The 24,212-nt window shown below is 72.6% G+C and carries 22 protein-coding genes; 15 read left to right on the forward strand and 7 right to left on the reverse strand.

Annotated elements, in window-relative coordinates:
* Nucleotides 1–60: 60 nt before the first annotated feature.
* Entirely contained in the window at nt 61–837 is a 777-nt protein-coding gene (gene prcA, locus EMA17_RS07185; protein WP_126636038.1) for a proteasome subunit alpha, read from the forward strand.
* 109 nt (nt 838–946) lie between these two features.
* On the opposite strand, the gene EMA17_RS07190 is transcribed toward prcA, so the two are convergent.
* The gene (locus tag EMA17_RS07190) at nt 947–1,969 is read right to left on the reverse strand and encodes a LacI family DNA-binding transcriptional regulator (protein ID WP_126636039.1); all 1,023 of its coding nucleotides are present in this window, start codon (nt 1,967–1,969) and stop codon (nt 947–949) included.
* Between the two features lie 134 nt (nt 1,970–2,103).
* Here EMA17_RS07190 and EMA17_RS07195 point away from each other — a divergent pair, with 134 nt between their 5' ends.
* The 5 genes from EMA17_RS07195 (at nt 2,104) to EMA17_RS07215 (ending at nt 7,137) form a co-directional block, all read left to right on the forward strand.
* Nucleotides 2,104–3,378, forward strand: coding sequence for an MFS transporter (locus EMA17_RS07195; RefSeq protein WP_246126499.1), 1,275 nt, complete (start codon nt 2,104–2,106; stop codon nt 3,376–3,378).
* A 9-nt stretch (nt 3,379–3,387) separates the two neighbouring features.
* Entirely contained in the window at nt 3,388–4,749 is a 1,362-nt protein-coding gene (gene pafA / locus EMA17_RS07200) for a Pup--protein ligase (RefSeq protein WP_078978599.1), read from the forward strand.
* A 99-nt stretch (nt 4,750–4,848) separates the two neighbouring features.
* The gene (locus tag EMA17_RS07205) at nt 4,849–5,685 is read left to right on the forward strand and encodes an ABC transporter ATP-binding protein (protein WP_246126500.1); all 837 of its coding nucleotides are present in this window, start codon (nt 4,849–4,851) and stop codon (nt 5,683–5,685) included.
* A 179-nt stretch (nt 5,686–5,864) separates the two neighbouring features.
* Nucleotides 5,865–6,677 (forward strand): FKBP-type peptidyl-prolyl cis-trans isomerase, encoded by an 813-nt coding sequence (locus tag EMA17_RS07210; protein ID WP_160161335.1) that lies wholly within the window; start codon nt 5,865–5,867, stop codon nt 6,675–6,677.
* Between the two features lie 82 nt (nt 6,678–6,759).
* Nucleotides 6,760–7,137: an FKBP-type peptidyl-prolyl cis-trans isomerase gene (locus tag EMA17_RS07215; protein WP_126636041.1), complete on the forward strand. Its 378-nt coding sequence runs from the start codon at nt 6,760–6,762 to the stop codon at nt 7,135–7,137.
* Between the two features lie 805 nt (nt 7,138–7,942).
* On the opposite strand, the gene EMA17_RS07220 is transcribed toward EMA17_RS07215, so the two are convergent.
* The gene (locus EMA17_RS07220; RefSeq protein WP_126636042.1) at nt 7,943–9,037 is read right to left on the reverse strand and encodes a DUF3866 family protein; all 1,095 of its coding nucleotides are present in this window, start codon (nt 9,035–9,037) and stop codon (nt 7,943–7,945) included.
* A 127-nt stretch (nt 9,038–9,164) separates the two neighbouring features.
* On the opposite strand from EMA17_RS07220, the gene EMA17_RS07225 reads away from it, so the two are divergent.
* The 9 genes from EMA17_RS07225 (at nt 9,165) to EMA17_RS07265 (ending at nt 18,448) form a co-directional block, all read left to right on the forward strand.
* The gene (locus EMA17_RS07225) at nt 9,165–10,148 is read left to right on the forward strand and encodes a helix-turn-helix transcriptional regulator (protein WP_126636043.1); all 984 of its coding nucleotides are present in this window, start codon (nt 9,165–9,167) and stop codon (nt 10,146–10,148) included.
* Nucleotides 10,145–11,110 (forward strand): helix-turn-helix transcriptional regulator, encoded by a 966-nt coding sequence (locus EMA17_RS07230; protein ID WP_126636044.1) that lies wholly within the window; start codon nt 10,145–10,147, stop codon nt 11,108–11,110. The genes EMA17_RS07225 and EMA17_RS07230 overlap by 4 nt, the downstream gene beginning before the upstream one ends.
* 118 nt (nt 11,111–11,228) lie before the next feature.
* Complete coding sequence (locus EMA17_RS07235; protein WP_078978606.1) at nt 11,229–11,432, forward strand: hypothetical protein; 204 nt, start codon at nt 11,229–11,231, stop codon at nt 11,430–11,432.
* A 32-nt stretch (nt 11,433–11,464) separates the two neighbouring features.
* Entirely contained in the window at nt 11,465–11,692 is a 228-nt protein-coding gene (locus EMA17_RS07240; RefSeq protein WP_126636045.1) for a hypothetical protein, read from the forward strand.
* 128 nt (nt 11,693–11,820) lie between these two features.
* The gene (tatA, locus tag EMA17_RS07245; protein WP_126636046.1) at nt 11,821–12,102 is read left to right on the forward strand and encodes a Sec-independent protein translocase subunit TatA; all 282 of its coding nucleotides are present in this window, start codon (nt 11,821–11,823) and stop codon (nt 12,100–12,102) included.
* A gap of 34 nt (nt 12,103–12,136) precedes the next feature.
* Nucleotides 12,137–13,087 (forward strand): twin-arginine translocase subunit TatC, encoded by a 951-nt coding sequence (gene tatC, locus EMA17_RS07250; protein WP_246126501.1) that lies wholly within the window; start codon nt 12,137–12,139, stop codon nt 13,085–13,087.
* Nucleotides 13,088–13,113: 26 nt separating this feature from the next.
* Complete coding sequence (locus EMA17_RS07255) at nt 13,114–14,001, forward strand: YegS/Rv2252/BmrU family lipid kinase (RefSeq protein ID WP_126636047.1); 888 nt, start codon at nt 13,114–13,116, stop codon at nt 13,999–14,001.
* Nucleotides 14,002–14,129: 128 nt separating this feature from the next.
* Nucleotides 14,130–16,901: a DEAD/DEAH box helicase gene (locus tag EMA17_RS07260; RefSeq protein WP_126636048.1), complete on the forward strand. Its 2,772-nt coding sequence runs from the start codon at nt 14,130–14,132 to the stop codon at nt 16,899–16,901.
* A 122-nt stretch (nt 16,902–17,023) separates the two neighbouring features.
* Nucleotides 17,024–18,448 carry an amidase gene (locus tag EMA17_RS07265; protein WP_218042684.1) on the forward strand — a complete coding sequence of 475 codons (1,425 nt, stop codon included), beginning with the start codon at nt 17,024–17,026 and terminating at the stop codon, nt 18,446–18,448.
* 18 nt (nt 18,449–18,466) lie between these two features.
* Here the strand turns inward: EMA17_RS07265 and EMA17_RS55235 are convergent, their stop codons facing one another.
* The 5 genes from EMA17_RS55235 to EMA17_RS07290 all read right to left on the reverse strand — a co-directional run bounded on the left by EMA17_RS55235 (nt 18,467) and on the right by EMA17_RS07290 (nt 24,189).
* On the reverse strand, nt 18,467–20,215 hold the full coding sequence (locus EMA17_RS55235) for an RNA polymerase sigma factor (RefSeq protein ID WP_160161336.1): 1,749 nt from the start codon (nt 20,213–20,215) through the stop codon (nt 18,467–18,469).
* A 243-nt stretch (nt 20,216–20,458) separates the two neighbouring features.
* Nucleotides 20,459–21,187 (reverse strand): hypothetical protein, encoded by a 729-nt coding sequence (locus EMA17_RS07275; protein ID WP_126636049.1) that lies wholly within the window; start codon nt 21,185–21,187, stop codon nt 20,459–20,461.
* Between the two features lie 154 nt (nt 21,188–21,341).
* On the reverse strand, nt 21,342–22,283 hold the full coding sequence (locus EMA17_RS07280; RefSeq protein WP_126636050.1) for a 5'-3' exonuclease: 942 nt from the start codon (nt 22,281–22,283) through the stop codon (nt 21,342–21,344).
* A gap of 65 nt (nt 22,284–22,348) precedes the next feature.
* A complete protein-coding gene (locus EMA17_RS07285; protein ID WP_020552020.1) occupies nt 22,349–22,723 on the reverse strand; it encodes an STAS domain-containing protein in 375 nt (124 codons plus the stop codon).
* 218 nt (nt 22,724–22,941) lie between these two features.
* The gene (locus tag EMA17_RS07290) at nt 22,942–24,189 is read right to left on the reverse strand and encodes an amino acid deaminase/aldolase (protein WP_126636051.1); all 1,248 of its coding nucleotides are present in this window, start codon (nt 24,187–24,189) and stop codon (nt 22,942–22,944) included.
* Nucleotides 24,190–24,212: the final 23 nt, after the last annotated feature.

Here is a 24,212-nt window from a genome sequence, read left to right on the forward strand (position 1 = left end):
GATGTCGACGACCCCACCAGCCGACCCTTCGCGACCGGCTTCGACGAAAAGGACTCCACGGTGACGACGCCCTTCTATGTGTCGCCGCAGCAGGCCATGGCGGACCGGGCCGACTATGCCCGCAAGGGCATCGCCCGGGGCCGCAGCGTGGTCGTGCTGACCTACGCGGACGGCATCCTGTTCGTGGCGGAGAACTACTCTCGCGCCCTGCACAAGATCAGTGAGATCTACGACCGCATCGCGTTCGCCGCGGTGGGCAAGTACAACGAGTTCGAGAACCTGCGGATCGGCGGTGTGCGCTACGCCGACATCCGCGGCTACTCGTACGCGCGCAACGACGTCACCGCCCGCGGCCTGGCGAACGTGTACGCGCAGACGCTGGGCACGATCTTCTCCAGCGGGGGGGAGAAGCCCTACGAGGTGGAGCTGATCGTCGCCGAGGTGGGCGCCGCGCCCGAGGACGACCAGATCTATCGGCTCACCTACGACGGTTCGGTCGCCGACGAGCACAACTACGTGGCGATGGGCGGCAACGTCGAGCAGATCACCGACCAGCTCAAGCGCCGGCACCGCGAGGGGCTGTCGCTGGAGGACGCGCTCAAGGTGGCGGTCGACGCCCTCTCGCGCGACGGTGTCGGCGAGAAGCGCTCCATCACGGCCTCGCAGTTGGAGGTCGCGACGCTGGATCGCACCAGGCCGCAGCAGCGCAAGTTCAAGCGTCTGGTGGGCGGTCAGCTGACCCGCCTGCTCGGCGAGGCCGAGTCGGCCGGCGAGGCGGCGGAGGAGGGGGCGGCCGAGGCCGCTCCGGGGACCGCTCCCGAGGCCGGCGAGGAGTAGGTCCGCGGGCTTTCCCGCCCCGGGCGCCCCGTCCGTCCGGATCCCGTCACAGGGCCCGTACACCGCCTCGGTGTGCGGGCCCTGACGCGTGTGGGCGGCGCCGGCGGGGTCAGGCCGGCGTCGGGGGCGCGGTGGAACCGCGGATCACCAGTTCGCCGGGCAGGACCACGTCCGGGCCCGCGTCGCCGGTGTCGAGCAGGTCCAGGAGCGCGGTCATGCCGCGGGCGCCCAGTTCGACGGCGGGCAGCCGGAAAGTGGTCAGTTCGGGCTCGACCACGCGCGCGTAGCGCATGTCGTCGAAGCCGGTGACGGACAGGTCGTCGGGCACCCGCAGGCCCAGCGCGCGGGCGGCCTTGTAGGCGCCGGCCGCCTGGAGGTCGTCGTCGCAGAGCAGCGCGGTGGGTCGGGCGGGCGCGGCGAGCAGGCTCAGCGCCGCCTCGCGCCCGCCGTCCAGGGTCAGCGGGGCGCACGCCTCGGCGACCACCTCGGCGGGGCCGAGCGCGGCGCGGAAGGCCGCGTCGCGGGCCTCGAACGTCCAGGTCCGCACGGTGGAGCGCAGCCGGGCCACACGCCGGTGGCCGAGGCCGACCACGTACTCCGCGATCGTGCGCATGCCCTCGGCGACGTCGTGGTTGACCGTCGGCACGCCGTGTCCGGGTTCGCTGTCGAGCATGACCAGGGGCAGGTGGCCGGTGCCGGGTCCGGCGGAGCGCAGCACGTCGAGCGGTTCGGCGGCCATCGAGGAGGCGAGCACGCCGTCGATGGCGGCCGGGGAGAAGGCGTTGGGGGCCAGGTCGGCGCCGTCGAGGGTGGGGTAGACGACGACGCCGAAGTCGCGCTCGGCCGCCACCCGGGCGGCGCCGCTGTGCACGGCGCCGAAGAACGGCGAGGTGAGGACCGGTACGACGAGCATCACCGTGCGGGTTCGGCCCAGGCGCAGCGACCGTGCCGAGGTGTTGGGTCGGTAGCCGAGGGCCGCGGCCGCGTCGCGCACGGTCTCGACGGTGGCGGGGGAGACCCGGCCGCGCCATTTGCCGGCGAGGACTAGGGACACGGTGGACTGCGACACGCCGGCGTGTCGGGCGACGTCCTTGCTGGTCGGGCGACCGGCGGGGGGCGGGGGCGACGGCACGGTGACCTCGGGCGGCGGAGTCGGGGCGGGGTGGCGGGGTGGGGTGGTGGGGCGGGTCCAGCCTAGAACGCGCTTGCCATACGGCCGAGCGGGCGGGCACAGTGACAGGGGATAGTCATACGTATGACTTAGGGATGAGCGGACGTGTCGGGTGCGGCACGGGAGGGCGGTATCCGCCGATGCGGACCTATCTGGAGCTGCTGCGCGTGCCCTACGCGGGGCGGCTGCTCGGCGGGACCCTGTTCGGGCGACTGCCCAACGGGATGGGCGCGTTGGCGGTGTTGCTGCTGGTGCGCGCGGACGGCGGCGGCTACGGCCTGGCGGGCGCGTTGTCCGCGGTGTACGGGCTGGCCAGCGCGGCGGGGCAGCCGGTGCTCGGGCGGTGGATGGACCGGCGCGGGCAGACCGGGGTGTTGATCGGTTCGGCGACGGTGTCCGCGCTGGCCTACGCGGTGTTCGCGCTGGTGGGCGCCCGTCCGCTGCCGGTGGCGGTGGCGGCGGTCCTGGTGGCGGGCTTCACCACGCCGCCGCTGGAGGCCGGGCTGCGGGCGCTGTGGCCCTCGGTGCTCACCCCCGAGCGGGTGCAGGCCGCCTACGCGCTGGACGCCGCCGCCCAGGAGGTGCTGTTCACCGTGGGGCCGCTGATCGTGGTGGTGGTCGTACAGCTGGGCTCGGCGCAGCTGGCCGTGCTCTTGACCGGATTGGTCGGGGTCGCGGGCACGCTGATCGTGGCCACCTCCCACCCGTCGCGGGTCTGGCGCGGCGAGCCGCACACGCCGCACTGGGCCGGGGCGCTGCGTTCGCCCGGCCTGCGCGTGGTGTTGCCGGCCTTCACGCTGGCCGGGATCGCGCTGGGCGTGCTGAGCGTGGCGGCGGTGGCGTACGCCGACCGTGAGGGCTCGGACGCGCTGTCGGGGGTGTTCCTGGCGGCGATGTCGTTCGGCGCGCTCCTGGGCGGCCTCGTGCACGGGGTACGGGCCTGGCGTACCCCGCCGGCCCGCCGGCTGTTGTGGTTCATGGCGTGGCTGACGCTGTGTTACCTGCCGCTGATCGTGGTGCCGGGGCCGTGGCTGATGATGCCGTTGGCGGTGTTGTCGGGGGTGTTCCTGGCGCCGGCGATCGCGTGCGTGTTCACGTTGATCGACGAGTTGGCGCCGCGGGGCACGGTGACCGAGGCGTTCGCGTGGCTGGTGGCCGCGATGGGCGCGGGCGCGGCGGTGGGCATGGCGCTGGCCGGCTGGGCCGGCGAAGTGGCCGGCGCGCGGGGTGCCTTCGCGGTCGCGGGGGTCGGGGCGGGGCTCGGATTGCTGGTATTGCTGGCCGGTCGGGGCCGGCTGATCTCAAACGTGATCCAGCTTGTGGAAACCGCCGACCCCGAGTTGTCCCGGAACGGCGCGTCGTCGGCGTAATGTTGCTGCATGGACCGCCGCATCTTCGGGCTGGAGAACGAGTACGGCGTCACCTGTACGTTCCGGGGGCAGCGCAGGCTCTCCCCGGACGAGGTGGCGCGGTACCTCTTCCGCCGAGTCGTTTCGTGGGGCCGAAGCAGCAATGTCTTCCTACGCAATGGGGCCCGGCTGTATCTGGACGTGGGCAGCCACCCCGAATACGCGACGCCCGAGTGCGACTCGGTGCCGGAACTTGTCGTGCACGACAAGGCCGGTGAGCGCATTCTCGAGGGTCTTCTCGTCGACGCCGAACGGCGGCTGCACGAAGAGGGCATCGCGGGTGACGTGTATCTCTTCAAGAACAACACCGATTCCGCCGGCAACTCCTACGGTTGCCACGAGAACTATTGTGTGGCGCGGCACGGGGAATTCTCCCGGCTCGCCGACGTGCTCATCCCGTTCCTGGTGACCCGTCAGATGTTGTGCGGCGCGGGCAAGGTGCTCCAGACGCCGCGCGGTGCGGTGTACTGCGTGAGTCAGCGCGCCGAACACATTTGGGAGGGCGTCAGTTCCGCCACGACCCGTTCCCGTCCGATAATCAACACGCGCGACGAACCGCATGCCGACGCCGAGCGCTATCGGCGACTGCATGTCATCGTCGGCGACTCCAACATGGCCGAGCCCACCACGCTGCTCAAGGTCGGCTCGACCGACCTGGTGCTGCGGATGATCGAGGCCGGGATCGTCATGCGCGACCTGACCCTGGAGAACCCGATCCGGGCGATCCGCGAGGTCAGCCACGACATGACCGGCTCGCGCAAGGTGCGGCTGGCCAACGGCCGCGAGGCCAGCGCGTTGGACATCCAGCGCGAATACCTGACCAAGGCGCAGGAGTTCGCCGATCGCCGGGGCATCCGCACCGGCACGGTCGAGAAGGTGCTCGATCTGTGGGAGCGCACCCTCGAGGCGATCGACTCCGGCAATCTCGATCTGGTCGGGCGCGAGATCGACTGGGTGATCAAGTATCAGCTGATCGAGCGCTACCGGGCCAAGCACAACCTGCCCATGTCCTCGCCGCGGGTGGCGCAGATAGACCTCGCCTACCACGACATCCATCGGCGCCGAGGGCTCTACTACCTGATGGAGCGACGCGGACAGGTCGATCGGATCGGCAACGACCTGAAGATCTTCGAGGCGAAGTCGTTGCCGCCGCAGACCACTCGGGCGCGGCTGCGCGGCGAGTTCATCAAGAAGGCCCAGGAGCAGCGGCGCGACTTCACCGTCGACTGGGTGCACCTCAAGCTCAACGACCAGGCGCAGCGCACCGTGCTGTGCAAGGACCCCTTCCGGTCGGTGGACGACCGCGTGGAGAAGTTGATCGCCAGCATGTGAGCCGGCCGTCTCGACCCGCGCCGGCCGGCATGTGAGACGAGGCCGCCGCCCACCCCCTCCCGAGGTCGGGAGGCGGTGGGCGGCCGGCATGCTTGATCGATGGTCGATACACCTGCATGGGACATCGCTCCGCCCGTCTTCGAGCTCGACGGGGTGGATGTGTGGGCGCACGGGCCCGCCGGGCGCACCGACATGCTCGTCGGCGTGGACTGGACGGTCCGCGAGGGCGAGCGCTGGGCGCTGCTGGGGCACAACGGCGCGGGCAAGAGCACGATCCTGGCGCTGGCGGGCGCGTTGCGCTTTCCGGGCAACGGCGCCGTGACGGTGCTGGGCAAGCGGCTGGGCAAGGTCGACGTGCGCGAGGTCCGGGCGCAGGTGGGCGCGGTCAACGCGGCGCTGCGGGTGCCGGAATACCTGACGGTGACCGACTACGTGCTCACCGGTGCGAGCGGCACGGTGCAGCCCCTGTACGGCAAGTACGGGCCGGCCGAGCACGCCCGGGCGGCGGAGTTGATCGCGCTGCTCGGCCTGGAGCGGTTGGCGCGGCGCGAGATCGCGGTGTGTTCGCAGGGCGAGCGCGGCCGGGCCCGGATCGCCCGGGCGCTGATGCCCGATCCGAGGCTGCTGCTGCTCGACGAGCCGGCCAACGCGCTCGATCTGCCCAGCCGTGAGGAACTGCTCGAGGCGATCGACTCGCTGACGCGCGAGTATCCGCGGTTGACCCTGGTGATCGTGACCCACCACCTGGAGGAGTTGCCCACGGCGGTGTCCCACGCGCTGTTGCTGCGGCGCGGTGCGACGGTGGCCGCGGGGCCGGTGCGCGAGGTGATGACCGACGCCAACCTCAGCGAATGCTTCGGGATTCCGCTGACGGTGCGCGCCGAGGACGGGCGCTGGGCGGCGCGGCTGCGCCGGCCGGGTCGCGAAGTCGCCTGAACGCGATTGTCGTCTTCACGTCGCCCTCACATCGGGACCCCATAGAGTGTCCCGGTCCTTGTCCATCTCAGCAGAGGAACATCGTGCGCCGTCTCGCTGCGCTCCTTCTGGTCCCCGCACTGGCCTTCACCGCGGTCGCGTGTGGCGATGACGACGGAGGAAAAACCGTTACACCCATCGTGACCGGTGCCTTCGGGCAGAAGCCGGACATCAAGATCCCCAAGGGGAAGTCCGGCGACAAGACGACGACCAAGATCCTCATCGAGGGCACCGGCGACGTGATCAAGGACAAGGATTACGTCGTCGCGGACACCGTCGGCAAGAACTGGGACGGCTCGGACGCGGGCAACTCGTACGACACCAAGACCCCCGAGGTCTTCCAGGCGGGCAGCCAGGAGCTCCTGAAGGAGATCGGGCAGGGGATAATCGGCAAGAAGGTCGGCACCCGGATGCTCGTGGTGGTCCCGGCCAAGGTCACCCAGGAAAAGCAGGCCGTCGTGCTCATGCTGGACCTGAAGGCGACGAAGACGATCGACAGCAAGGCGGAGGCCAAGGGCGCCGCGGTGACCCCGCCGGCCGGTCTGCCGCTCGCGAAGGTCGAGTCGGGCAAGGCCGCGGAGATCTCCATCCCGCCGGGCACCGCCGCGCCGACCAAGCTGGTCGTGCAGCCGCTGATCGAGGGCACCGGCCCGGTGGTCCAGAAGGGCCAGACGCTGGTGGCGCAGTACACCGGCGCGCTCTTCGACAAGGGCACCAAGTTCGACTCGTCGTGGGACCACGGCGGCGCGACCGCGTTCAAGATCGGTGTCGGCCAGGTCGTGCCCGGGTGGGACGAGGGTCTGGTGGGCCAGAAGGTCGGCAGCCGCGTCCTGCTGGTGCTGCCCGCGGACAAGGGCTACGGCGCCGAGGGCAAGCCGCCGACAATCCCGGCCAACTCGACGCTGGTGTTCGTCGTGGACATCATCGACGCGCTGGGCGGCACGGCCGCCTGACGGTCGGTGTGATGGTCGGATCGGGCGGGTGGCCCGGTACGTTGGACGCGCATTCAGTACTCGAACGGATACGGATACCGCTGTGAGCAAGCTTACGAAGCCCGAGATCGACTTCCCCGAGGGTGGCGTGCCCGCCGACCTGGAGATCACCGAGATCTGGGAGGGCGACGGCGCGGTGGCCCGGGCGGGCCAGGACGTCAGCGTGCACTACGTCGGCGTGTCGTTCTCCTCCGGTGAGGAGTTCGACGCGTCCTGGAACCGTGGCCGGCCGCTGGACTTCCGGCTGGGTATCGGTCAGGTCATCGAGGGCTGGGACCGCGGCGTGCAGGGGATGAAGGTCGGGGGTCGGCGCAAGCTGGTCATTCCGGCGCACCTGGCGTACGGGGACCGCGGATCGCCGGGGGCGATCGCGCCCGGGGAGACGCTGATCTTCGTGGTGGACCTGTTGAACGTGCGCTAGTCGCACGCGTCGACGGCTCCGGTTCGCGCAGGCGCTGCGCGGGTCGGGGCCGTTTGCGTTTCCGGCGGGTCCTCATGCGCCGGACGGGCTGGTGTTGGGCCGACTGTTCTTGGGGCCGAGCCGGTCGGGTGTTGGCCGGCCTCCGGCCCGCCGGTCCTCATGCGCCGGACGGGCTGGGGCGTGGCTTGCCTGTGGTGGACGCCGGGCGGGGTGTGTTGGCCGGTGTGCGGTTCGCTGGTCCTCGTGCGCCGGATGGGCTGGTGTTGGGCTGACTGTTCTTGGGGCTGAGCTGGCCGGGTGTTGGCCGGCCTGCGGCCCGCCGGTCCTCATGCGCCGGACGGGCTGGGGGGTGGCTTGCCTGTGGTGGACGCCGGCCGGGGTGCGTTGGCCGGCCTGTGGCTCGCCGGTCCTCAAGCGCCGGATGGGCTGGTGTTGGGCTGACTGTTCTTGGGGCTGAGCCGGTCGGGTGTTGGCCGGCCTGCGGCCCGCCGGTCCTCATGCGCCGGACGGGCTGGGGGTGGCTTGCCTGTGGTGGACGTCGGGCGGGGTGTGTTGGCCGGCCTGCGGCCCGCCGGTCCTCAAGCGCCGGACGGGCTGGGGGTGGCTTGTCTGTGGTGGACGCCGGGCGGGGTGTGTTGGCCGGCGTGCGGCTTGTTGGGCCTCAAGCGCCGGGCGGGCTGGATTCGGGCGGGTTGGGGTTCGGATGCGATGGGCTTGTGTGGGCTGGGTTCGGGTCGGGCCGGGTTTGAGTGAGTTGGGTTTGGATGGGTGGGATCCGGATGAGGTGGGTTTGGATGGGTTGAGATTAGGTGGGTTGGGTTGGGAGGTTGGTTGCGGCCCAGCGGCCGGCTGCGGCTGCGGCCAGGAAGTAGGCGTGGTCGGCTTCCAGGGGGCGGCCCATGGTGGACAGGCGGGCCGGGCTGGTTCGTAGGGCTTCGTCCAGGCCTTCGGTGGGCTCGGTGTGGATTCGGTGGCGGGCGTGGAGTGGGGCGATGTCGGCCGCCACCCGCGTGGCCAGGGGTTCGGGCAGGGCCGGGACGATCACGTCCGCCGCGGCGAGGGCGACGCGGCCGTACGCGGTGAGGCTGTGGTGGGAGACGCCGCGGTGGCGTTCGCGTCCGTCGGCGTCGGAGATGCGCAGCGACGCGACGGGGCGGCCGCCGAGCGTGGCGACCGTGTTGATCGCCTCGCCGGCCGCGACTCCGGAGAAGCCCCACCGGGTGCCCGTGCCGAGGTTGCCGGGGCCCTGCGCGACGATCGCCACGTCGGCGTGCTCGACGTGGCGGGCGGCCAGCAGGCCGGTGTGCAGCGTGACCGCCTCAAGGTCGCCGCCCAGCGCCTGGCCGACGGTGATCGAGGCGGCCAGCCATCCGTGCGTGCGCAGCGTGTCGACGGTCATCGAGAACCACAGCGGCAGCGTGCCGCCGTCGGTCATCACGTACACCACCCGCGCGTCCGGCCGCGCGGCGCGGATCCCGGCGCAGATCGCGGGCAGCGCCGAGTGCAGGTCGGCGATCACCACCGGCATGCCGTCGAGCGAGTCGGCCGCGCTCAGCGTGGCGTGGTGCGGCGAGTCCTGCTCGTCGACGCCGAGCACCACCGCCTGCATCGGGGTGTAGCGCGCCTTGACCACGTGCCCCGGCCCGGGCGGCGGGTCCGCGGGCAGCCGCTCGGGCAGCGCCACCACCAGCGCGTAGCCGCCGGTGCCCAGGCCCATGTCCTGCGCGGTGGTGTTGAGCAGCACCGCGTCGCCGACCTCGGGGGTGCCGGTCAGGTGCGGGTAGGCGATCGCGCGCAACACGCGGGCGGGCTCCGGCTCGGGCACCGCCACCGTCACCTCCACGGCCCCGCGCCAGGCCCGTCGGATCGCCGTCACTTCGCCGCGTCGCCAGGTGATCACGGTCCGGGAGCCTAACGGCGCCGGCCTGCGGCGGGCGAACTCGGGGGGCAGATCGGCGGGCGGGACCAACCCGCGCGCCGAACGCGGTACGGTCGGGGCTGCGCCGTGTGGGAGGGACTGGGATCTGATGGCGATTCCGAAGCAGGAGCGGTTGGTGAGTCTGGTCATGTGCCTGCTCGCCGCCCGTCGCTACGTCACCAAGGAAGAGTTGCGGCAGTCGATCGAGTCGTATCGACTGTGCACGTCCGACGAGGCCTTCGACCGCATGTTCGAGCGGGACAAGGACGACGTACGCGAGCTCGGCTTCATCGTCGAGACCGGTGCCAACGACCCGCTGATCGAGTCGGCCGACGGCTACCGCATCCGTCCCGAGGCGAACACGCTGCCCCCGGTGGAGTTGGACCCGGAGGAGGCCGCGGCGCTCGCCCTGGCCGCCGGCGCCTGGCAGCAGTCCGCGCTGGCCGGCGCCGCCACCGGCGCGCTGTACAAGCTCAAGGCCGCGGGCGTGGAGATCGACTCGGCCCCGCTGACCAGCGTCGAGCCGAGGGTCACCGCCCGCGAGCCGGCGTTCGGTCCGCTCCTGGACGCGCTGCGCACCCGCCGGCCGATCCAGTTCGCCTACCGCCGCTCGGGCGCCGCGGAGGTCACCGCGCGTGTGGTCGAGCCGTGGGGGATGAGCTGCTGGCGCGGCCGCTGGTACCTGGTGGGCTTCGCCCGCGACCGGGGCGAGCAGCGGGTGTTCCGGCTGGACCGGATCGCCGACAAGCCCAAGCCGAAGCCGCTGAAGGAGCCGTTCTCGGCCGAGGTGCCGGCCAAGGTGGACGTGCGCGCCCAGGTCGCGCGTTTCGCCGGCGAGGGCGGCGAGGGCGTCGCCCGGATCCGGGTGCGCGCCGGCGCCGGGTTCCCGCTGCGGGCGCGCGCGAGCGCGGTGCGTCCGGGCGGCGAGGGCTGGGACGAGTTGGAGATGAGTCACGGACACGGACTGCACCACTGGCTCGCCGAGTTCGGCCCCGACGTGGTCGTGCTCGAGCCGCCCCACCTGCGCGACGCCGTGGTCGCGCAACTGCGCGAGGCCGCCCACGGGGCGACGGGACAGGTGAAGGTCGGATGAGCAACGCGATCGACGACACCCGACGGTTGTTGTCCCTGGTGGCCTACCTGCGCGAGCGCCCGGGCACCCAACTCGACGACGTGGCACGCGCCTTCGGCCTGCCGGTGACCCAGGTCGAGGCGGACCTGGGCACCCTGCACATGTGCGGCACCAGCTTCATGGCCGACGACCTCCTGGAGCCGCACGTCGACTTCGAGGGCCGGGTCTTCCTGGACAACGCCGACGCCCCGGTGCGCCCGGTGCGCCTGGCCCCGCACGAGGCGTTGGCGCTGCTCGTGGCGCTGCGCGCGCTGGCCGGGCTGTCCGGGCTGCGCGAGCGGGACAAGGTCGCGCTCGGCCGGGTGACCGCCAAGCTGGAGGACGCGGCCGGCGAGGCGGCGCGCGCCGCCGAGGGGGTGACCGTCGAGTTCGAGGGCGACGACGCGGCCCAGGAGTCGGCGTTCGCCACGATGGACCGAGCGGTGAGCGAGAAGCGGCGGTTGCGGCTGCGCTACTACGTGCCGCGCCGGGACGAGATCACCGAGCGCGAGGTGGACCCGATCCGCCTCGTCCTGGTCGACGGACACACCTACCTGGTGGCGTGGTGTCGCCAGGCCGAGGGGCGCCGGTTGTTCCGGCTCGACCGGGTCGCCGAGGCGGTGCTGCTGGACGAGGCGTCCGAGCCGCAGCCGATCGAACCGCTCGACCTGGCCGACGGCTTCGCGCCGACCGCCGCCGACGGCATCGAGGTGGTGCTCGAACTGGGGCCCGGCGGGCGCTGGGTCACCGAGTACTACCGCTACGACAAGGTCGAGGAGTTGGCCGACGGCGGTCTGCGCCTGACCCTGCGCACGCCCGACCCCGCCGGGATCCGGCGACTGGCGCTGCGCCTGGGCGGACACGGCAGGGTGATCTCCCCGCCGGAGCTGGTCGACGATGTACGACGCACCGCGTCGGCCGCGCTCGCGGCCTACGCGGAGTAGACCGAGCGGCCGGGTCCGCGGGCGACTGTCCAAAAACGGCACACGCCCCGGATCCGGCCCGCCGGCACCTCCCGGTACCACCGACGACAACCTTCCCGACCTTGCGAGGAGGCCCACGGTGTCGACGTTCACGGCGCGCTGCCCGGTATGCGGACGGGTCGAGCTGACGGCGGATCAGCTACGGCTGGTGCTCCGCCCGAACAAGTCCTTCTACCTCTTCCGCTGCCCCACCTGCGCGGACTCGGTGCGCCGCCCGGCCGGTGAGCGGATCGTCGAACTGCTCACCGACGGCGGGGTGTCGTCCATGCAGGTGGCACGCTGAACGGGGCCTTCGCGGGCTGTTAGGGTCGCCGCATGTTGCCGTGGGTCCTGCTCTTCCTCGTGCTCGTGCTCGTCGGGCTCGGCGTCCTCGCCTGGCTCGCCGTGCGGTTGTTCGGTGACGTGCGCCGATTGGGCGGTACCGTCGCCGACGCCGGCGACCGGTTGTCCCGGGCGGCGGCCGAACTGGACGAGGCGGGCCGCCCCGCGGCGCGAGAGGACGTCGTACCGCCCCCGCGGTCCGCGTCCGCGCACCGGCACTGATTCGCCCGCGTGACCCCTGGGGGTTACGCCCGGTGCAGTTGTTCGCCACCATTGCGTTGCACGTGCGTCATCCGCACCGGCGTACGATCGATCCGTAACCCCCCGGCCCCGGCAATGAGGTACTGACTATGTTTGGCAAGCTCGGTTGGCCCGAGATCATCCTGATCCTGGTTGTCGTCGTGCTGTTGTTCGGCGCCAAGCGTCTGCCGGACACGGCGCGGGCGCTGGGTCGCTCGCTGCGCATCCTCAAGAGCGAGACCAAGGCGATGAAGGAGGACGGGACGGCCGAGGCCCCCGCGTCCGACAAGAGTGCCAAGACCACCGAGGCGCCGCCGCGCACCATCTCGGCCGCTCCGGGCGACGTGAACGAGGCGCGGCCGGTCGGCGAGCCCGACCACAACCGTCGCTGAGTCCGTACGCGCCCTTTAGGAGTCGGCCCTCAAGGTGCTTGACAAGGCAGGGCGCGGACGAGAGTCCGGCCCGAAACAAAAGAAGATCAAGGACGCCGAGGGGCGCATGCCCCTGATGGAGCACTTGCGCGAACTGCGCAATCGTCTCGTCAAGGCGCTCCTGGCCATCATCGTCGTGACCATCGTCGCCGCGTTCTTCTACGAGGACATCGGCCGATTCCTGGTCCATCCCGTCTGCGACCTCAAGGACGTCAAGGGCACGGGTGTCACCAAGTGTGGTCAGGGTGTCCTGGTCCAGCAGGGCGTGCTCTCGCCGTTCTCGATGGCCCTGAAGATCTCCCTGGCCACCGGCATCATCGCGGCCTCGCCGATCTGGCTCTACCAGATGTGGGCCTTCCTGGCGCCGGGGCTGCACAAGCACGAGAAGAAGTACTCGCTGGCCTTCGTCGGCGTGGGTGTGCCGCTGTTCCTGGGCGGTGCCTACTTCTCGTACTGGATCCTGCCGCACGCCCTGCAGGTGCTCCTGGACTTCACGCTCGCGGACGCGAGCAATCAGATCCAACTGGACGACTACCTCAACTTCGTCATCCGCATGGTCGTGGTCTTCGGCATCGCGTGCGAATTGCCGCTCGTGCTGATCATGCTGAACATCGGCGGGGTCGTCACCGCGAAGCAACTCGCGAGTTGGTGGCGCTGGGTGGTGATGGGCATCTTCATCTTCGGCGCGGTGGCCACCCCCACCACGGACCCGCTGACGATGATCCTGCTGTCCATCCCGATCACGATCCTGTACGGGATCGCGCTGATCGTGGCCTGGATCAACGACCGCCGGCGCGGCAGGCGGCGCGAGGAAGTGTTCGGCGCCGACCTCGACGACGACGAGGCGTCGGTCCTGGACACCTCGGTGCGCCCGGTCGAGCGCCCGAGCGCCGTCGGCGACGACCCGGACCCGGGCTCCGCCGCCAGGGTGGACGACATTACCTGAGGTCGGGTGGGCTACTCTCGCGCCTTGTGTCTCGGGAGATCGCAATATTCGTCAACCCCACCGCGGGCCGCGGGCGTGGCCTGAAAGCCGCGTCGATCGCGGCCGACCTGCTGCGCGACCGGGGGCTGACGCCGCATCAGGTGTCCGCTCCCGGCGTCGCGGAGGGCATCGCCCGGCTGCGCTCGGTGGTGCGCGCGGGTGTGGACGCGGTGGTCGCGGTCGGCGGCGACGGTACCGTCGCGGCCGCGCTGCAGGCGGTCGCCGGCACCCCGACGCCGCTGGGCGTGATACCGATCGGCTCCGGCAACGACTTCGCCCGCGCGCTGGACCTGCCGCTGGGCGACGTGGCCGCGGCGGCCCGCGTGGTGGCGGATCGGCACATCCGCCCGGTGGACCTGGGCCGGGTCGGCGAGCGCTGGTTCGGCACGATCCTGTGCACCGGCTTCGACTCGCGCGTCAACGAGCGGGCCAACCGGATGACCTGGGCGGGCGGGCGGACCCGCTACAACGCCGCGCTGCTGGGCGAACTGGGCGCGCTGAAGGCGATCGACTACGAGCTGGAACTGGACGGCAAGCCGTTCGAGGTCGAGGCCACGCTGATAGCGGTCGGCAACGGTCGCTCCTACGGCGGCGGCATGCGGATGTGCCCGGGCGCCGATCTCGCCGACGGGCTGTTCGACATAACGGTGGTGGCCGCGTGCGGGCGGGCCGAGCTGTTGCGGGTGTTCCCCGGGGTCTACGGCGGGCGGCACGTGAACCACCCGCTGGTCACCGTGCACCGGGCCGCGACCGTGTCGCTGACCGCGCGCGGGCTCAGCGGCTGGGCCGACGGGGAGCGGCTGGGCGCGCTGCCGCTGACCGCGGACTGCGTGCCGGCGGCGGTGCGGGCACTGGTCCCCGCGCCGGCCGGCTGAGCCGGGCCCCGGGGCCGGGCGGGGCGGATCGGGCGGGTGCGATTCGGTCGGTCGTTCGACCCGTGGGCGGCAAGATCGAAAAAAGGTGATCACAGCCGTCGGTCCCGGCCGGTAGTCTGCTTGACGAGATGCCTCTCGATCCCGCACGCGGCACGGACCGCGATACGCAGATGTCCCCGGCCGAGCACTACGCGGCCGCCCGGCGCCGTGCCGCCGACGAACGCACGAGTCTGCACGCGTTCCGCGAGCAGTACCCCTTCGGCCTCGACGCCTTCCAGGTCGAGGCATGCCGCGCCCTGGAGGCCGGCAAGGGGGTCCTGGTCGCCGCGCCCACCGGTTCGGGCAAGACGGTGGTCGGCGAGTTCGCCGTGCACCTGGCCCTCGAACAGGGCCGCAAGTGCTTCTACACCACGCCGATCAAGGCGCTGTCGAACCAGAAGTTCGCCGACTTCCAGAAGCTCTACGGCGCGGCCAACGTGGGCCTGCTCACCGGCGACAACTCGGTCAACGCCGACGCCCCGGTGATCGTGATGACCACCGAGGTCCTGCGCAACATGCTCTACGCGTCCTCGAACGCGCTCGCCGGCCTGGGCTACGTGGTCATGGACGAGGTGCACTACCTCTCCGACCGCTTCCGCGGCGCGGTGTGGGAGGAGGTGATCATCCACCTCCCCGAATCGGTCACCCTGGTCTCGCTCTCGGCGACGGTCAGCAACGCCGAGGAGTTCGGCGACTGGCTGGGCACCGTGCGCGGCGACACCGAGGTCGTGGTCTCCGAGCACCGCCCGGTGCCGCTGTGGCAGCACGTGATCGCGGGCAACCGCACCTACGACCTGTTCACCGACGAGAACCACACCGAGGTCAACCCCGATCTGGTGCGCCTGGGGCGGATGGACAGCGAGCGGGCCGGGCGCCCCCAGGACCGCTACCGGCGCAACCGCGGCCAGGAGACCCGGCCGGTGCGCAGCCGGATCTGGACGCCCAGCCGCGCCGAGGTGATCGACCGGCTCGACGCCGAGGGCCTGCTGCCCGCGATCACCTTCATCTTCAGCCGCAAGGGCTGCGAGGCCGCGGTCCAGCAGTGCCTGCACGCGGGCCTGCGGCTCAACGGCGACGCGGAGCGGGCCGAGGTGCGCACGATCGTCGAGGCGCGCACCACCGGCATCCCCGACGAGGACCGGCACGTCCTGGGCTACCACTCCTGGCTCGACGCGCTCCAGCGCGGCATCGCCGCACACCACGCGGGCATGTTGCCGACCTTCAAGGAGGTCGTCGAGGAGTTGTTCGTCAAGGGCCTGGTCAAGGCGGTCTTCGCGACCGAGACGCTGGCCCTGGGGATCAACATGCCCGCCCGCTCGGTGGTGCTGGAGAAGCTGGTCAAGTGGAACGGCGAGACGCACGCCGACCTGACCGCGGGCGAGTACACCCAGCTCACCGGCCGTGCCGGGCGGCGCGGCATCGACATCGAGGGCCACGCGGTGGTGCTGTGGCACCAGGGCTTCGACGCGGCCCACCTGGCCGGTCTGGCGGGCACCCGTACGTATCCGCTGCGGTCCTCCTTCAAGCCGTCCTACAACATGGCGGTCAACCTGGTCGGCCAGGTCGGCCGGCACCGCTCGCGCGAGCTGTTGGAGACCTCGTTCGCGCAGTTCCAGGCGGACCGCTCGGTGGTCGGGCTGACCCGTCAGGTGCAGCGCAACGAGGAGGGGCTGGCCGGCTACCGCGAGGCGATGACCTGCCACCTCGGCGACTTCGCGGAATACGGGAGTCTGCGCCGCGCGCTCAAGGACCGCGAGACGGAACTGGCCCGCGAGGGCGCCGTCCAGCGCCGGGCCGCGGCCGCCGCGTCGCTGGAGAAGCTCAAGTCGGGTGACATCATCATGGTGCCCACCGGCAAGTACGCGGGCCTGGCCGTGGTCCTGGACCCCGGCACCGACCAGGGCCCGGAGGGGCCGCGCCCGTTCGTGCTCACCGTGGACCGACAGGCCCGCCGGCTGGCCGGGATCGACTTCCCCGTGCCGGTCGAGGCGATCGACCGGCTGCGCATCCCGCGTTCGTTCAACGCGCGCAATCCGCAGTCCCGCCGCGACCTGGCGTCCTCGCTGCGCACCAAGGCCGGCCACGTGGACCACCCCCGGGGACGCAAGCAGCGCTCGCCGGCCGCCGACGACGCCGAACTGGCCCGGCTGCGCCAGGAGATCCGGCAACACCCGTGCCACGGCTGCGACGACCGCGAGGAGCACGCGCGCTGGGCCGAGCGCTACCACCGGCTGCTGCGGGACACCCAGGTGATCGAGAGCCGGATGAAGGGCCGCACGCACACCATCGCGCGCACCTTCGACCGGGTCTGCGCGATGCTCACCGACCTGGGCTACCTGGCGGGCGACACGGTCACCGAGGACGGGCGCCGGCTGGCCCGGATCTACGCCGAGTTGGACCTGCTGACCGCCGAGTGCCTGCGCGAGGGCCTGTGGGAGGAGTTGTCCCCGGCGGAGCTGGCCGCGTGCGCGTCCGCGCTGGTGTACGAGTCGCGTCAGCCCGACGACGCGATGTCGCCGAAGGTGCCGGCGGGGACGACGACGTCGGCGCTGGTCGACATGGTCCGGCTGTGGGGCCACCTCGACGCGCTGGAGGGGCAGCACCACCTCGACTTCCTGCGCGAGCCGGACCTGGGCTTCGCCTGGACCGCGTACTCGTGGGCGTCGGGCATGAGCCTGGACGCGGTGCTCGGCGACGCCGACCTGCCGGCGGGCGACTTCGTCCGCTGGATCAAGCAACTGGTCGACGTACTCGGCCAGATCGCCGCGGCGGCGCCCGACGACAGCAAGGTCGGCGGCACCGCCCGCAAGGCGATCGAGGGGCTGCGCCGCGGCGTGGTCGCCTACTCCTCGGTCGGCTGAGCGGGCGGCGTCCCGCCGGGACGCGCCGGATTGTGCCGATCCGCCGAGCGGCCACACGGCGAGTCGGCACGGTCGCGTACGGTGCGGGGCGGACGTGTTTCCCCAGCCCAGGAGGTCCCACCGTGCGCATCGACGAGTATCAGTCCCATGACGCCACCGGACTCGCGGGCCTGATCGCCCGCGGGGAGGTGACCGCGGACGAGGTGCTCGACGTCGCCTTCGCCGCGATCAAGGAGCGCGAGCCGGCCCTGGGCGCGGTGGTCGCGCTGTGCGAGGAGCAGGCCCGGTCCGCCGTCGCGGGCCTCTTGCCCGGCGTGCTGGCCGGGGTGCCGTACCTGATCAAGGACCTCGAGTGCGACGTGGCCGGCACGCCCACCACCAACGGCTCGCGCCTGTTCGCGGGGGCACCGGCGAAGCGGGACAGCACCCTGGTCACCCGGCTGCGGGTGGCGGGCGTGCTGATCGTGGGCAAGACCAACACCCCCGAGTTCGGCCTGGGCACCACCACCGAGTCGGGCCTGTTCGGTCCCGCGCACAACCCCTGGCGGCTCGATCACAGCGCCGGCGGTTCCAGCGGCGGTTCGGCGGCGGCGGTCGCGGCGGGCATGGTGCCGGTCGCGCACGCCACCGACGGGGGCGGCTCGATCCGGATCCCGGCCTCGTGCTGCGGGTTGTTCGGCCTCAAGCCGAGCCGGGGCCGGGTCACCGCGGGGCCCGACCGCGGCGAGTCGTGGGCCGGGCTCTCGGTGGCGCACGCGGTCACCCGCACGGTCCGCGACAGCGCCACGCTGCTCGATGTCACCGGCACTCCGGAGCCGGGCGACCCCTACCACGCGCCGCAGCCGGTCGGCCCGTACGCCGCCGAGGTGGGCACGGACCCGGGGCGGCTGCGGATCGGGCTGATCCTGAACCCCGTGGACGCCGACGTGCTCGTGGACGCCGAGTGCACCCGGGCCGCGCAGGAGGCGGCGGCGCTGTGCGAGGCGCTGGGGCACGACGTGGAGCCGGTCGAATGGCCGGACACGCTGACCCGGCCCGGCGAGGTGATCGCGCCGATCAGCGCCGCGCACATGGCGCGCATGGTGGACCTGCGACTGGCCGAGCTGGGACGCGAGTTGCGGCCCGACGATCTGGACGCGGCGACCGAGTTGATCGTGGAGAAGGGTCGGCGGCTGACACTGGCGCGCTATCTGGCCGCGGTGGACACGATGCACACCATCGGGCGCGCGGTGACCCGGCTGACCGGGCGCTTCGACGTGCTGCTCACCCCGACGATGGCGGTGGTGCCGCCGAAGCTGGGCGAGTTGGACCCCAACCGCGATCCGCGGGCGGCGCTGGCGGGGATGCGCGGGATGGCGGCGTTCACCAGCCTGTTCAACGTCACCGGGCAGCCGGCCATGTCGGTGCCGTTGGGCGGTACGGCCGACGGGATGCCGGTGGGCGTGCAGTTCGCGGGCCGCTACGGCGACGAGACGACGCTGCTGCGCCTCGCCGGGCAGTTGGAGGCGGCGGCGCCGTGGGCGGGTACGGCGCGCACCCCGCGATAGCGGCCCTCGACCGGCGGCTCAGCGTCGGCACAGGGTGTAGTGCGAGCCGTTCTTGCCCTTGATCTCGGTGCACGCGGCGGTGGAGCCGGGCGGCATCAGCGGTGCGGCCAGGGCGCTGGGCACGGTGATGGTCGGGTTCTCGCACCATTTGCCGGCGCCGTTGTCGCACCGGAAGCCGACCTTGTCGTCGTCGGCCCGGAACTCCTTGTTGTCGGCCACCAGCGTCGGTCCGGAGCGGGTGGGCTTGACCGTCGGGGCGGGCCTGGTCGGCGGGTGGGTGGTGGGCGCCGGGCGCGGCGAGGCGGCCGGCGGGGTCGGCGCGGGTGACTCCACCTCGGCCGGCTTGGGCGGCGAGGGTTGCGGGGGGCGGGTCTCGGCGGGGGGCGGGGCCGGCGGCATGGGTGCCGGGGCGGAGGCGGCGACCGGCGGGGAGGGGTGTTTCGGCTTGGGCTTGTCGGTGTCCACCAGGGCGAACGCGGCGACCGCGACGGCGACCACCACCCCGCCCGCGATCAGCGACGAGCGGCCGGCGGTCTGCCCGCCCCGGGCCGCGCCCTTGACCGCGGCGGTGCCCACGCCCGCCCCCGCCGCCGCGCCGCCGGCCGCGGCGGCGCCCGCGGCCACGCCGGTCGCGACGCCGCCCGCGCCCGTGGCGCCGACCGCCAGGCCGAGCCCGCCGGCCACCGCCGCCCCCGCCGCGGCGGTGCCGGCGGCCACGGCGGTACCGCTGAGGAAGATCGGCGCGGTGACGCCGATCAGCGCGAGTGCGATCGGCCCGTACCGGTCGCGCACGTCGGCCATCTCCGCGTAGGTGTCGTGACACCTGCTGCATTTCTTCAGGTGCGCGTCGATGGTCTCCCGGCGCCGTTCCGAGTCCATGCGGTTGCGCAGGTGCCGGCCGTAGTGCCGGGTGAACTTCTTGCACTTCTCGTCGTCGACACCGCCGGTGGCGAACGCCACGAAGTAGTTGTCCTTGAGCTCCTGGCGGGCCCGCTCCAGGATCTTGCGCACGTTGTCGGGGTTCTCGCCGACCAACGGGGCGACCTGGACGGCCTGTTCGCCCTCGATGTCCACGTGCCACAACACCGTCCGGGAGCGCTCGGGCAACTCCTGGAACGCCTGGTACGCCAGCCGCGTGTCGTCCGCCCTCACCAGCGGATCCTGGTTCTCGCACGCCGATTCGAAGAGGGCGAAGTCCTCGGTGAGCCATTCGCGCCGGTTGTTCCTGGTCCAGCTGATCGCCAGGTGGCGCACGGTGGTGAGCAGGTAGGCCCGGAACGCCTCCCGGGGCCCGCCCCCCGCCCGCAGCGCCTCGAGGGTGGCCGCGAAGGCGTCGGCGCACAGGTCGTCGGCGGCCTCGGGGGTGCGGGTGCAGGTGCGGGCGAAGCCGCGCACCGAGCGCACGTGCCGCTGATAGAGCAGGCCGTAGGCGTTGTTGTCGCCGGCGCGCACCCGGTCGGCCAACTCCAGGTCCGAGGGCCCCTCGAACACGGGGACCGCCTCGTCCTCGTCCGGTGGGCGCCAGGCCTCGTCGCCGCCCGATTCGGGCGTGACGGGGTCGGCCGCTGCGGCGTGGGCCGACCCGGGCTGGGCCGGTTCGGCTGCGGCCGGCTCGGCGGGCCCGAGGTCGCCGTCGTACGCCCGAGAGTGATGCACGCCGCGCTGGCCGGGGACGAAGGGGGCACCGGATCCGGTCGCCTCCGCGGCGCCGCCGCCCGCGTCGCCGCCGCTGGGGTCCGGGGTCGCCGAGTCGTCCTCGCGTGCCACCGTTTGCCCCCTTGTGCCCTTGCCGTGCCCGATCGTTCGCACAGCATCGTGACCATCCGGCCACGGTCTGTCCAGAAGCGATGGGCCTCGGCAAGGCACCCGGAGTGCGCTCCGGCGCAGGTGGTGCGGTACGGGCGCGGATGGTCGAGGTTCGCGCCCGTACCGACGGTGAACCCGCGGCCGGGGTGACGCTGCGTCGTTCGGGTGACGAACGAAGGTGCGAAGAGGTGGTTCGTCACGGTGCTATCGACCCGTCGTGCCCGGCGCGGTGGTCACCCGCACGCTCGACCGGGGGATCCGCGGCGCGCCGCCGGGCGCGCCGCCGGGGCCGTCCAGCGGGTCGACGGGGGCCCGGCACAACCGGTCGAGCCGGTCGGGCAGTTCCGGGTCGTCGCCGTCGACCAGGGCCATCAGTCGGCCGGGCGGCACCGCGTAGGCGAGGTCGCCCAGGGCCCGCTCCAGGTGGCGGGCGGTGAGCAGCAGGTGGCGCAGGTGTCCCCACAGCAGGGACTCGGGCACCTCCAGGCGCACCACGACGATGCGTACGTGTTCGCCGGCGGCGGTGCGCTCGACGAGTCGCTGCTGGAGGAGGGCGGCGGAGGGGAGTTCGGTGATCGGGTCGGTGCCGGGGGGCAGGGTGCCGGGCGGGTTGGCCCGGGCGCGGGTGCTCAGGTAGGCCTGGACGAGCGGGCCGGGGGTGCCGTGCCCGAGGCCGCACAGGAACAGCGCGTCCAGTTCGGCGAGCGCCACCTCCAGCGGGATCTCGGCGGCGGCCCGGTCCCGGGCCAGGGCCAGGCACGCCGCGTGGGTCCGGTCGCCGCGGACGAAGGCGTCCAGGCACTGCTCGACGGCGTCGCTGTGCCAGGCGACGCGGGTGGGCCAACCGGCCCGCAGGGTCACTCGCCGCCACTCGCCTCGGAGCCAGTCGCGGTCGGGTTGGGCGGTGATCGGGGTGTCACACTCGGTACGCATGGCGGTCGAGAGGAGCCTTTGCGGCGAACGTGACAAAGTTCGCCGAAGTTTTCTTGAATGTGACCCGGGTCACATTCACGCCCGTGCGCCCGGCGCGTTCCGGAGCGACCCTTTCGAGTGGCCGGCCGCCGTCCTTACGTGGAGATTCCGGGCATCACCGGCGGGCTGCGAGCACATCGAGCAGCCGGTGCACCGGACCGGTGAGACCCCACTGCCGGCGCAGCGTGTCCAGCGCCGCCGGATCGGCCGGCTCGGTGGGCAGGGGTCGGTCCCATTCGGCCGCCGGCGGCAGCGGGACGTCGCGCACCACGCGCACCACACCGGGCGCCACGTCGAGGTAGTCGCTCGCCTCGACGATCCGCGCCCGCCGGGCGGGGGTGAGCCCGGCCCGGGGATCGGCCGCCGCCCGGCGCACCCCCGCCAGGTCGCCGTATTCGACGATCAGCTGGGCGGCGGTCTTGTCCCCGACGCCCTTGACCCCCGGCAGCCCGTCGCTGGCGTCGCCGCGCAGCGTGGCGAAGTCGGCGTAGGCCGAGGCGGGTACGCCGTAGCGGGCCAGCACCGCCGCCTCGTCGATCACCTCGTGCGCGGCCACGCCCTTGACCGTGTAGAGCACCCGGATCGAGCGCGCGTCGTCGACGAGTTGGAACAGGTCCCGGTCGCCGGTGACGATGTCCACCGCGGTCGGCGAGCGGGTGGCCAGCGTGGCGATCACGTCGTCGGCCTCGAAGCCCGCGACCCCCACGCGCGGGATGCCCAGCGCGTCCAACGCCTGTTCGATCACCGGCACCTGCGGACCGAGCGTGTCCGGGATCTCCTCCTCGTCGGGACCGGCCTCCTCGGCGACTCGATGCGCCTTGTAGGAGGGGATCGCGTCGACCCGGAACTGCGGCCGCCAGTCGGCGTCCATGCACGCGACCAGCCGGGTCGGTTCGCGGTCCTCGACCAGGCGGGTGATGAAGTCGAGCAGGCCGCGCACGGCGTTGACGGGTGTGCCGTCGGGGGCCTTGACGGATTCCGGGACGCCGAAGTAGGCGCGGAAGTACAGGGACGCGGTGTCGAGGAGCATCAGACGTTCGGTCACGAGCCCGATCATGCCGCACCGGACCGACGCGGGACCCGATCCCGCGCGGGTCGCGCGGGCCGGCGCCGGCGCCGGCGTCAGTCGGCGAACTCGTCCAGGACTTCCTGGAGGGTGTCGCGCACGCCGAGCACGTCGATCAGGCCGGTCATCCGCAGCGTCGCCCGCACGTTGCGGTCGGGCGCGGCCAGCCGCAGCTCGCCGGAGAACGCGTGCATCGACTTGAACGCGTCTATCAGCACACCCAGGCCGACCGAGTCGCAGAAGTTCAGCCCGGTGGCGTCCACCACCACCCGGCGACACCCGCCGTCGATCAACTCGATCAGGGTGCGGTGCAACAACGGGGCATTGTGCAGGTCCAGTTCGCCGGCCAGGTGGACGACCGCACAGCCGCGCCAGATCGTCACCCCGGTGACGGGATGTTCCTGCCCGAGGGTGCCCAAGCGCGCGATCATGGCTGCGACCTTTCACCGGCCGGACGTACCGCCGCGCCGATACGGCGCCGGCAATGGGCATTGTGGGCCATCCGGAGTGGTGCCGGACAGCCCCTCAACGGGTCGTTTTTCGCGCGGTGCGCCGAACGGGTGGGTCTTGTCCGGGTAACGGCAGGTCGGTTCGGGTGCCGACGGCCGACACGGAGGGCCGGGACGGGCCCGGTTTTCGGTGCGGCGGCCTACAGGAACGTGTGGCCCTCGCCCCGATACGTGGGCACCGTACGCACCACCCGGTCGCCCTCGACCAGATGCAGCGCGTCGAAACGTTCGCACAACTCGCCCGCCTTCGCGTGCCGGAACCACACCGAGTCGCCGATCCGCAGATCGTCGGCCGGCGCGCCGCGCAGCGGGGTCTGCACCTCGCCCGCGGCCTCCTGCGCGTGGTACGTCAGGCCCGCGGGCAGGTACGGCTGGGGCAGCCGGTCGGGCGCGGGCACGCCGGACGCGGGATAGCCGCCGCCGAGCACGGTCACGCAGCCGTGGCCGGGCCGGCGCACCACCGGCAGGGCGAACAGCGCGGCGGGCCGGCCCCGGAAGGCGGTGTAGTGGTCGAACAGGCGCGGCTGGAACAGCCCGGAGCCGGCCGCGACCTCGGTGATCGAGGTCTCCGACACGGTGCGCTCCACACTGCCGGTACCGCCGCCGTTGACGAACTCCAGCGGCGCGACCGCCCGCACCGCGCGCACGATGTCCGCCCGGCGTCGGCTCAGTTCGGCCCCCGAGCGCGCCTGCATCGCCCGCACCACCCGGCCGTACAGTGCACGACCCTCGGGCGCGTCGCCGACACCCGCGATGTGCGCCTCGTAGGCCATCAGGCCGACCAGCCGAAAGCCCGGCCGCCGCACGACCGCCTCGGCGACCGCGGCCACCTGCTCCGGGGTGCGCAGCGGCGAGCGGTGCGCGCCGATGTGCACCCGGCCGCCGAGGAGTTGCCACGAGGTGTCGATGTCCAGGCACACCCGCACCTCGGCCCGGGGCCGCACGTCGGCGAGCGCGCGCTCGATCAGGTCCAACTGCGCCGGGTCGTCGATCATCACCGTCACCCGCGCGGCGGCCTCGGCGTCGGCTGCCAGTCGGCGATACGCCGCGCGGTCCGCGGAGGGGTAGGCCACCAGGATGTCGGTGACGCCCTCGGCCGCGAGCCACAGGCCCTCGGGCAGGGTGAAGGCCATCACGCCGCGGTAGCCGTCCATGGCCAGCACCTCGCGCAGCAGCGGCAGGCAGCGCACCGACTTGGTGGCCACCCGCACCGGCGTGCCCGCCGCGCGGCGCACCAGGTCCGCGGCGTTGGCCCGGAAGGCGTCGAGGTCGACGATCGCGAAGGGGGCGTCCAGGTGCGCGGTGGCCCGGTCGTAGCGGGATCGGTCGGCGCTCGCGCTCGGCGTCGGGGCGGGAGCGGACACGGGGGGCGCGGCGGCGGAGACCATTGCCGCAGCCTGCCAGATCGACG

This window comes from Embleya hyalina (assembly GCF_003967355.1).
Taxonomy (GTDB): domain Bacteria; phylum Actinomycetota; class Actinomycetes; order Streptomycetales; family Streptomycetaceae; genus Embleya; species Embleya hyalina.

What these genes read in the sequence shown, in the direction of transcription:
- EMA17_RS07290 (WP_126636051.1), bottom strand. Translation starts at nt 24,189, where the DNA reads ATGGTCTCCGCCGCCGCGCCCCCCGTGTCCGCTCCCGCCCCGACGCCG.
- EMA17_RS07285 (WP_020552020.1), bottom strand. Translation starts at nt 22,723, where the DNA reads ATGATCGCGCGCTTGGGCACCCTCGGGCAGGAACATCCCGTCACCGGG.
- EMA17_RS07240 (WP_126636045.1), top strand. Translation starts at nt 11,465, where the DNA reads ATGTTGCCGTGGGTCCTGCTCTTCCTCGTGCTCGTGCTCGTCGGGCTC.
- EMA17_RS07230 (WP_126636044.1), top strand. Translation starts at nt 10,145, where the DNA reads ATGAGCAACGCGATCGACGACACCCGACGGTTGTTGTCCCTGGTGGCC.
- tatA (WP_126636046.1), top strand. Translation starts at nt 11,821, where the DNA reads ATGTTTGGCAAGCTCGGTTGGCCCGAGATCATCCTGATCCTGGTTGTC.
- EMA17_RS07280 (WP_126636050.1), bottom strand. Translation starts at nt 22,283, where the DNA reads ATGATCGGGCTCGTGACCGAACGTCTGATGCTCCTCGACACCGCGTCC.
- EMA17_RS07195 (WP_246126499.1), top strand. Translation starts at nt 2,104, where the DNA reads ATGAGCGGACGTGTCGGGTGCGGCACGGGAGGGCGGTATCCGCCGATG.
- EMA17_RS07275 (WP_126636049.1), bottom strand. Translation starts at nt 21,187, where the DNA reads ATGCGTACCGAGTGTGACACCCCGATCACCGCCCAACCCGACCGCGAC.
- EMA17_RS07225 (WP_126636043.1), top strand. Translation starts at nt 9,165, where the DNA reads ATGGCGATTCCGAAGCAGGAGCGGTTGGTGAGTCTGGTCATGTGCCTG.
- EMA17_RS07260 (WP_126636048.1), top strand. Translation starts at nt 14,130, where the DNA reads ATGCCTCTCGATCCCGCACGCGGCACGGACCGCGATACGCAGATGTCC.
- pafA (WP_078978599.1), top strand. Translation starts at nt 3,388, where the DNA reads ATGGACCGCCGCATCTTCGGGCTGGAGAACGAGTACGGCGTCACCTGT.
- EMA17_RS07205 (WP_246126500.1), top strand. Translation starts at nt 4,849, where the DNA reads ATGGTCGATACACCTGCATGGGACATCGCTCCGCCCGTCTTCGAGCTC.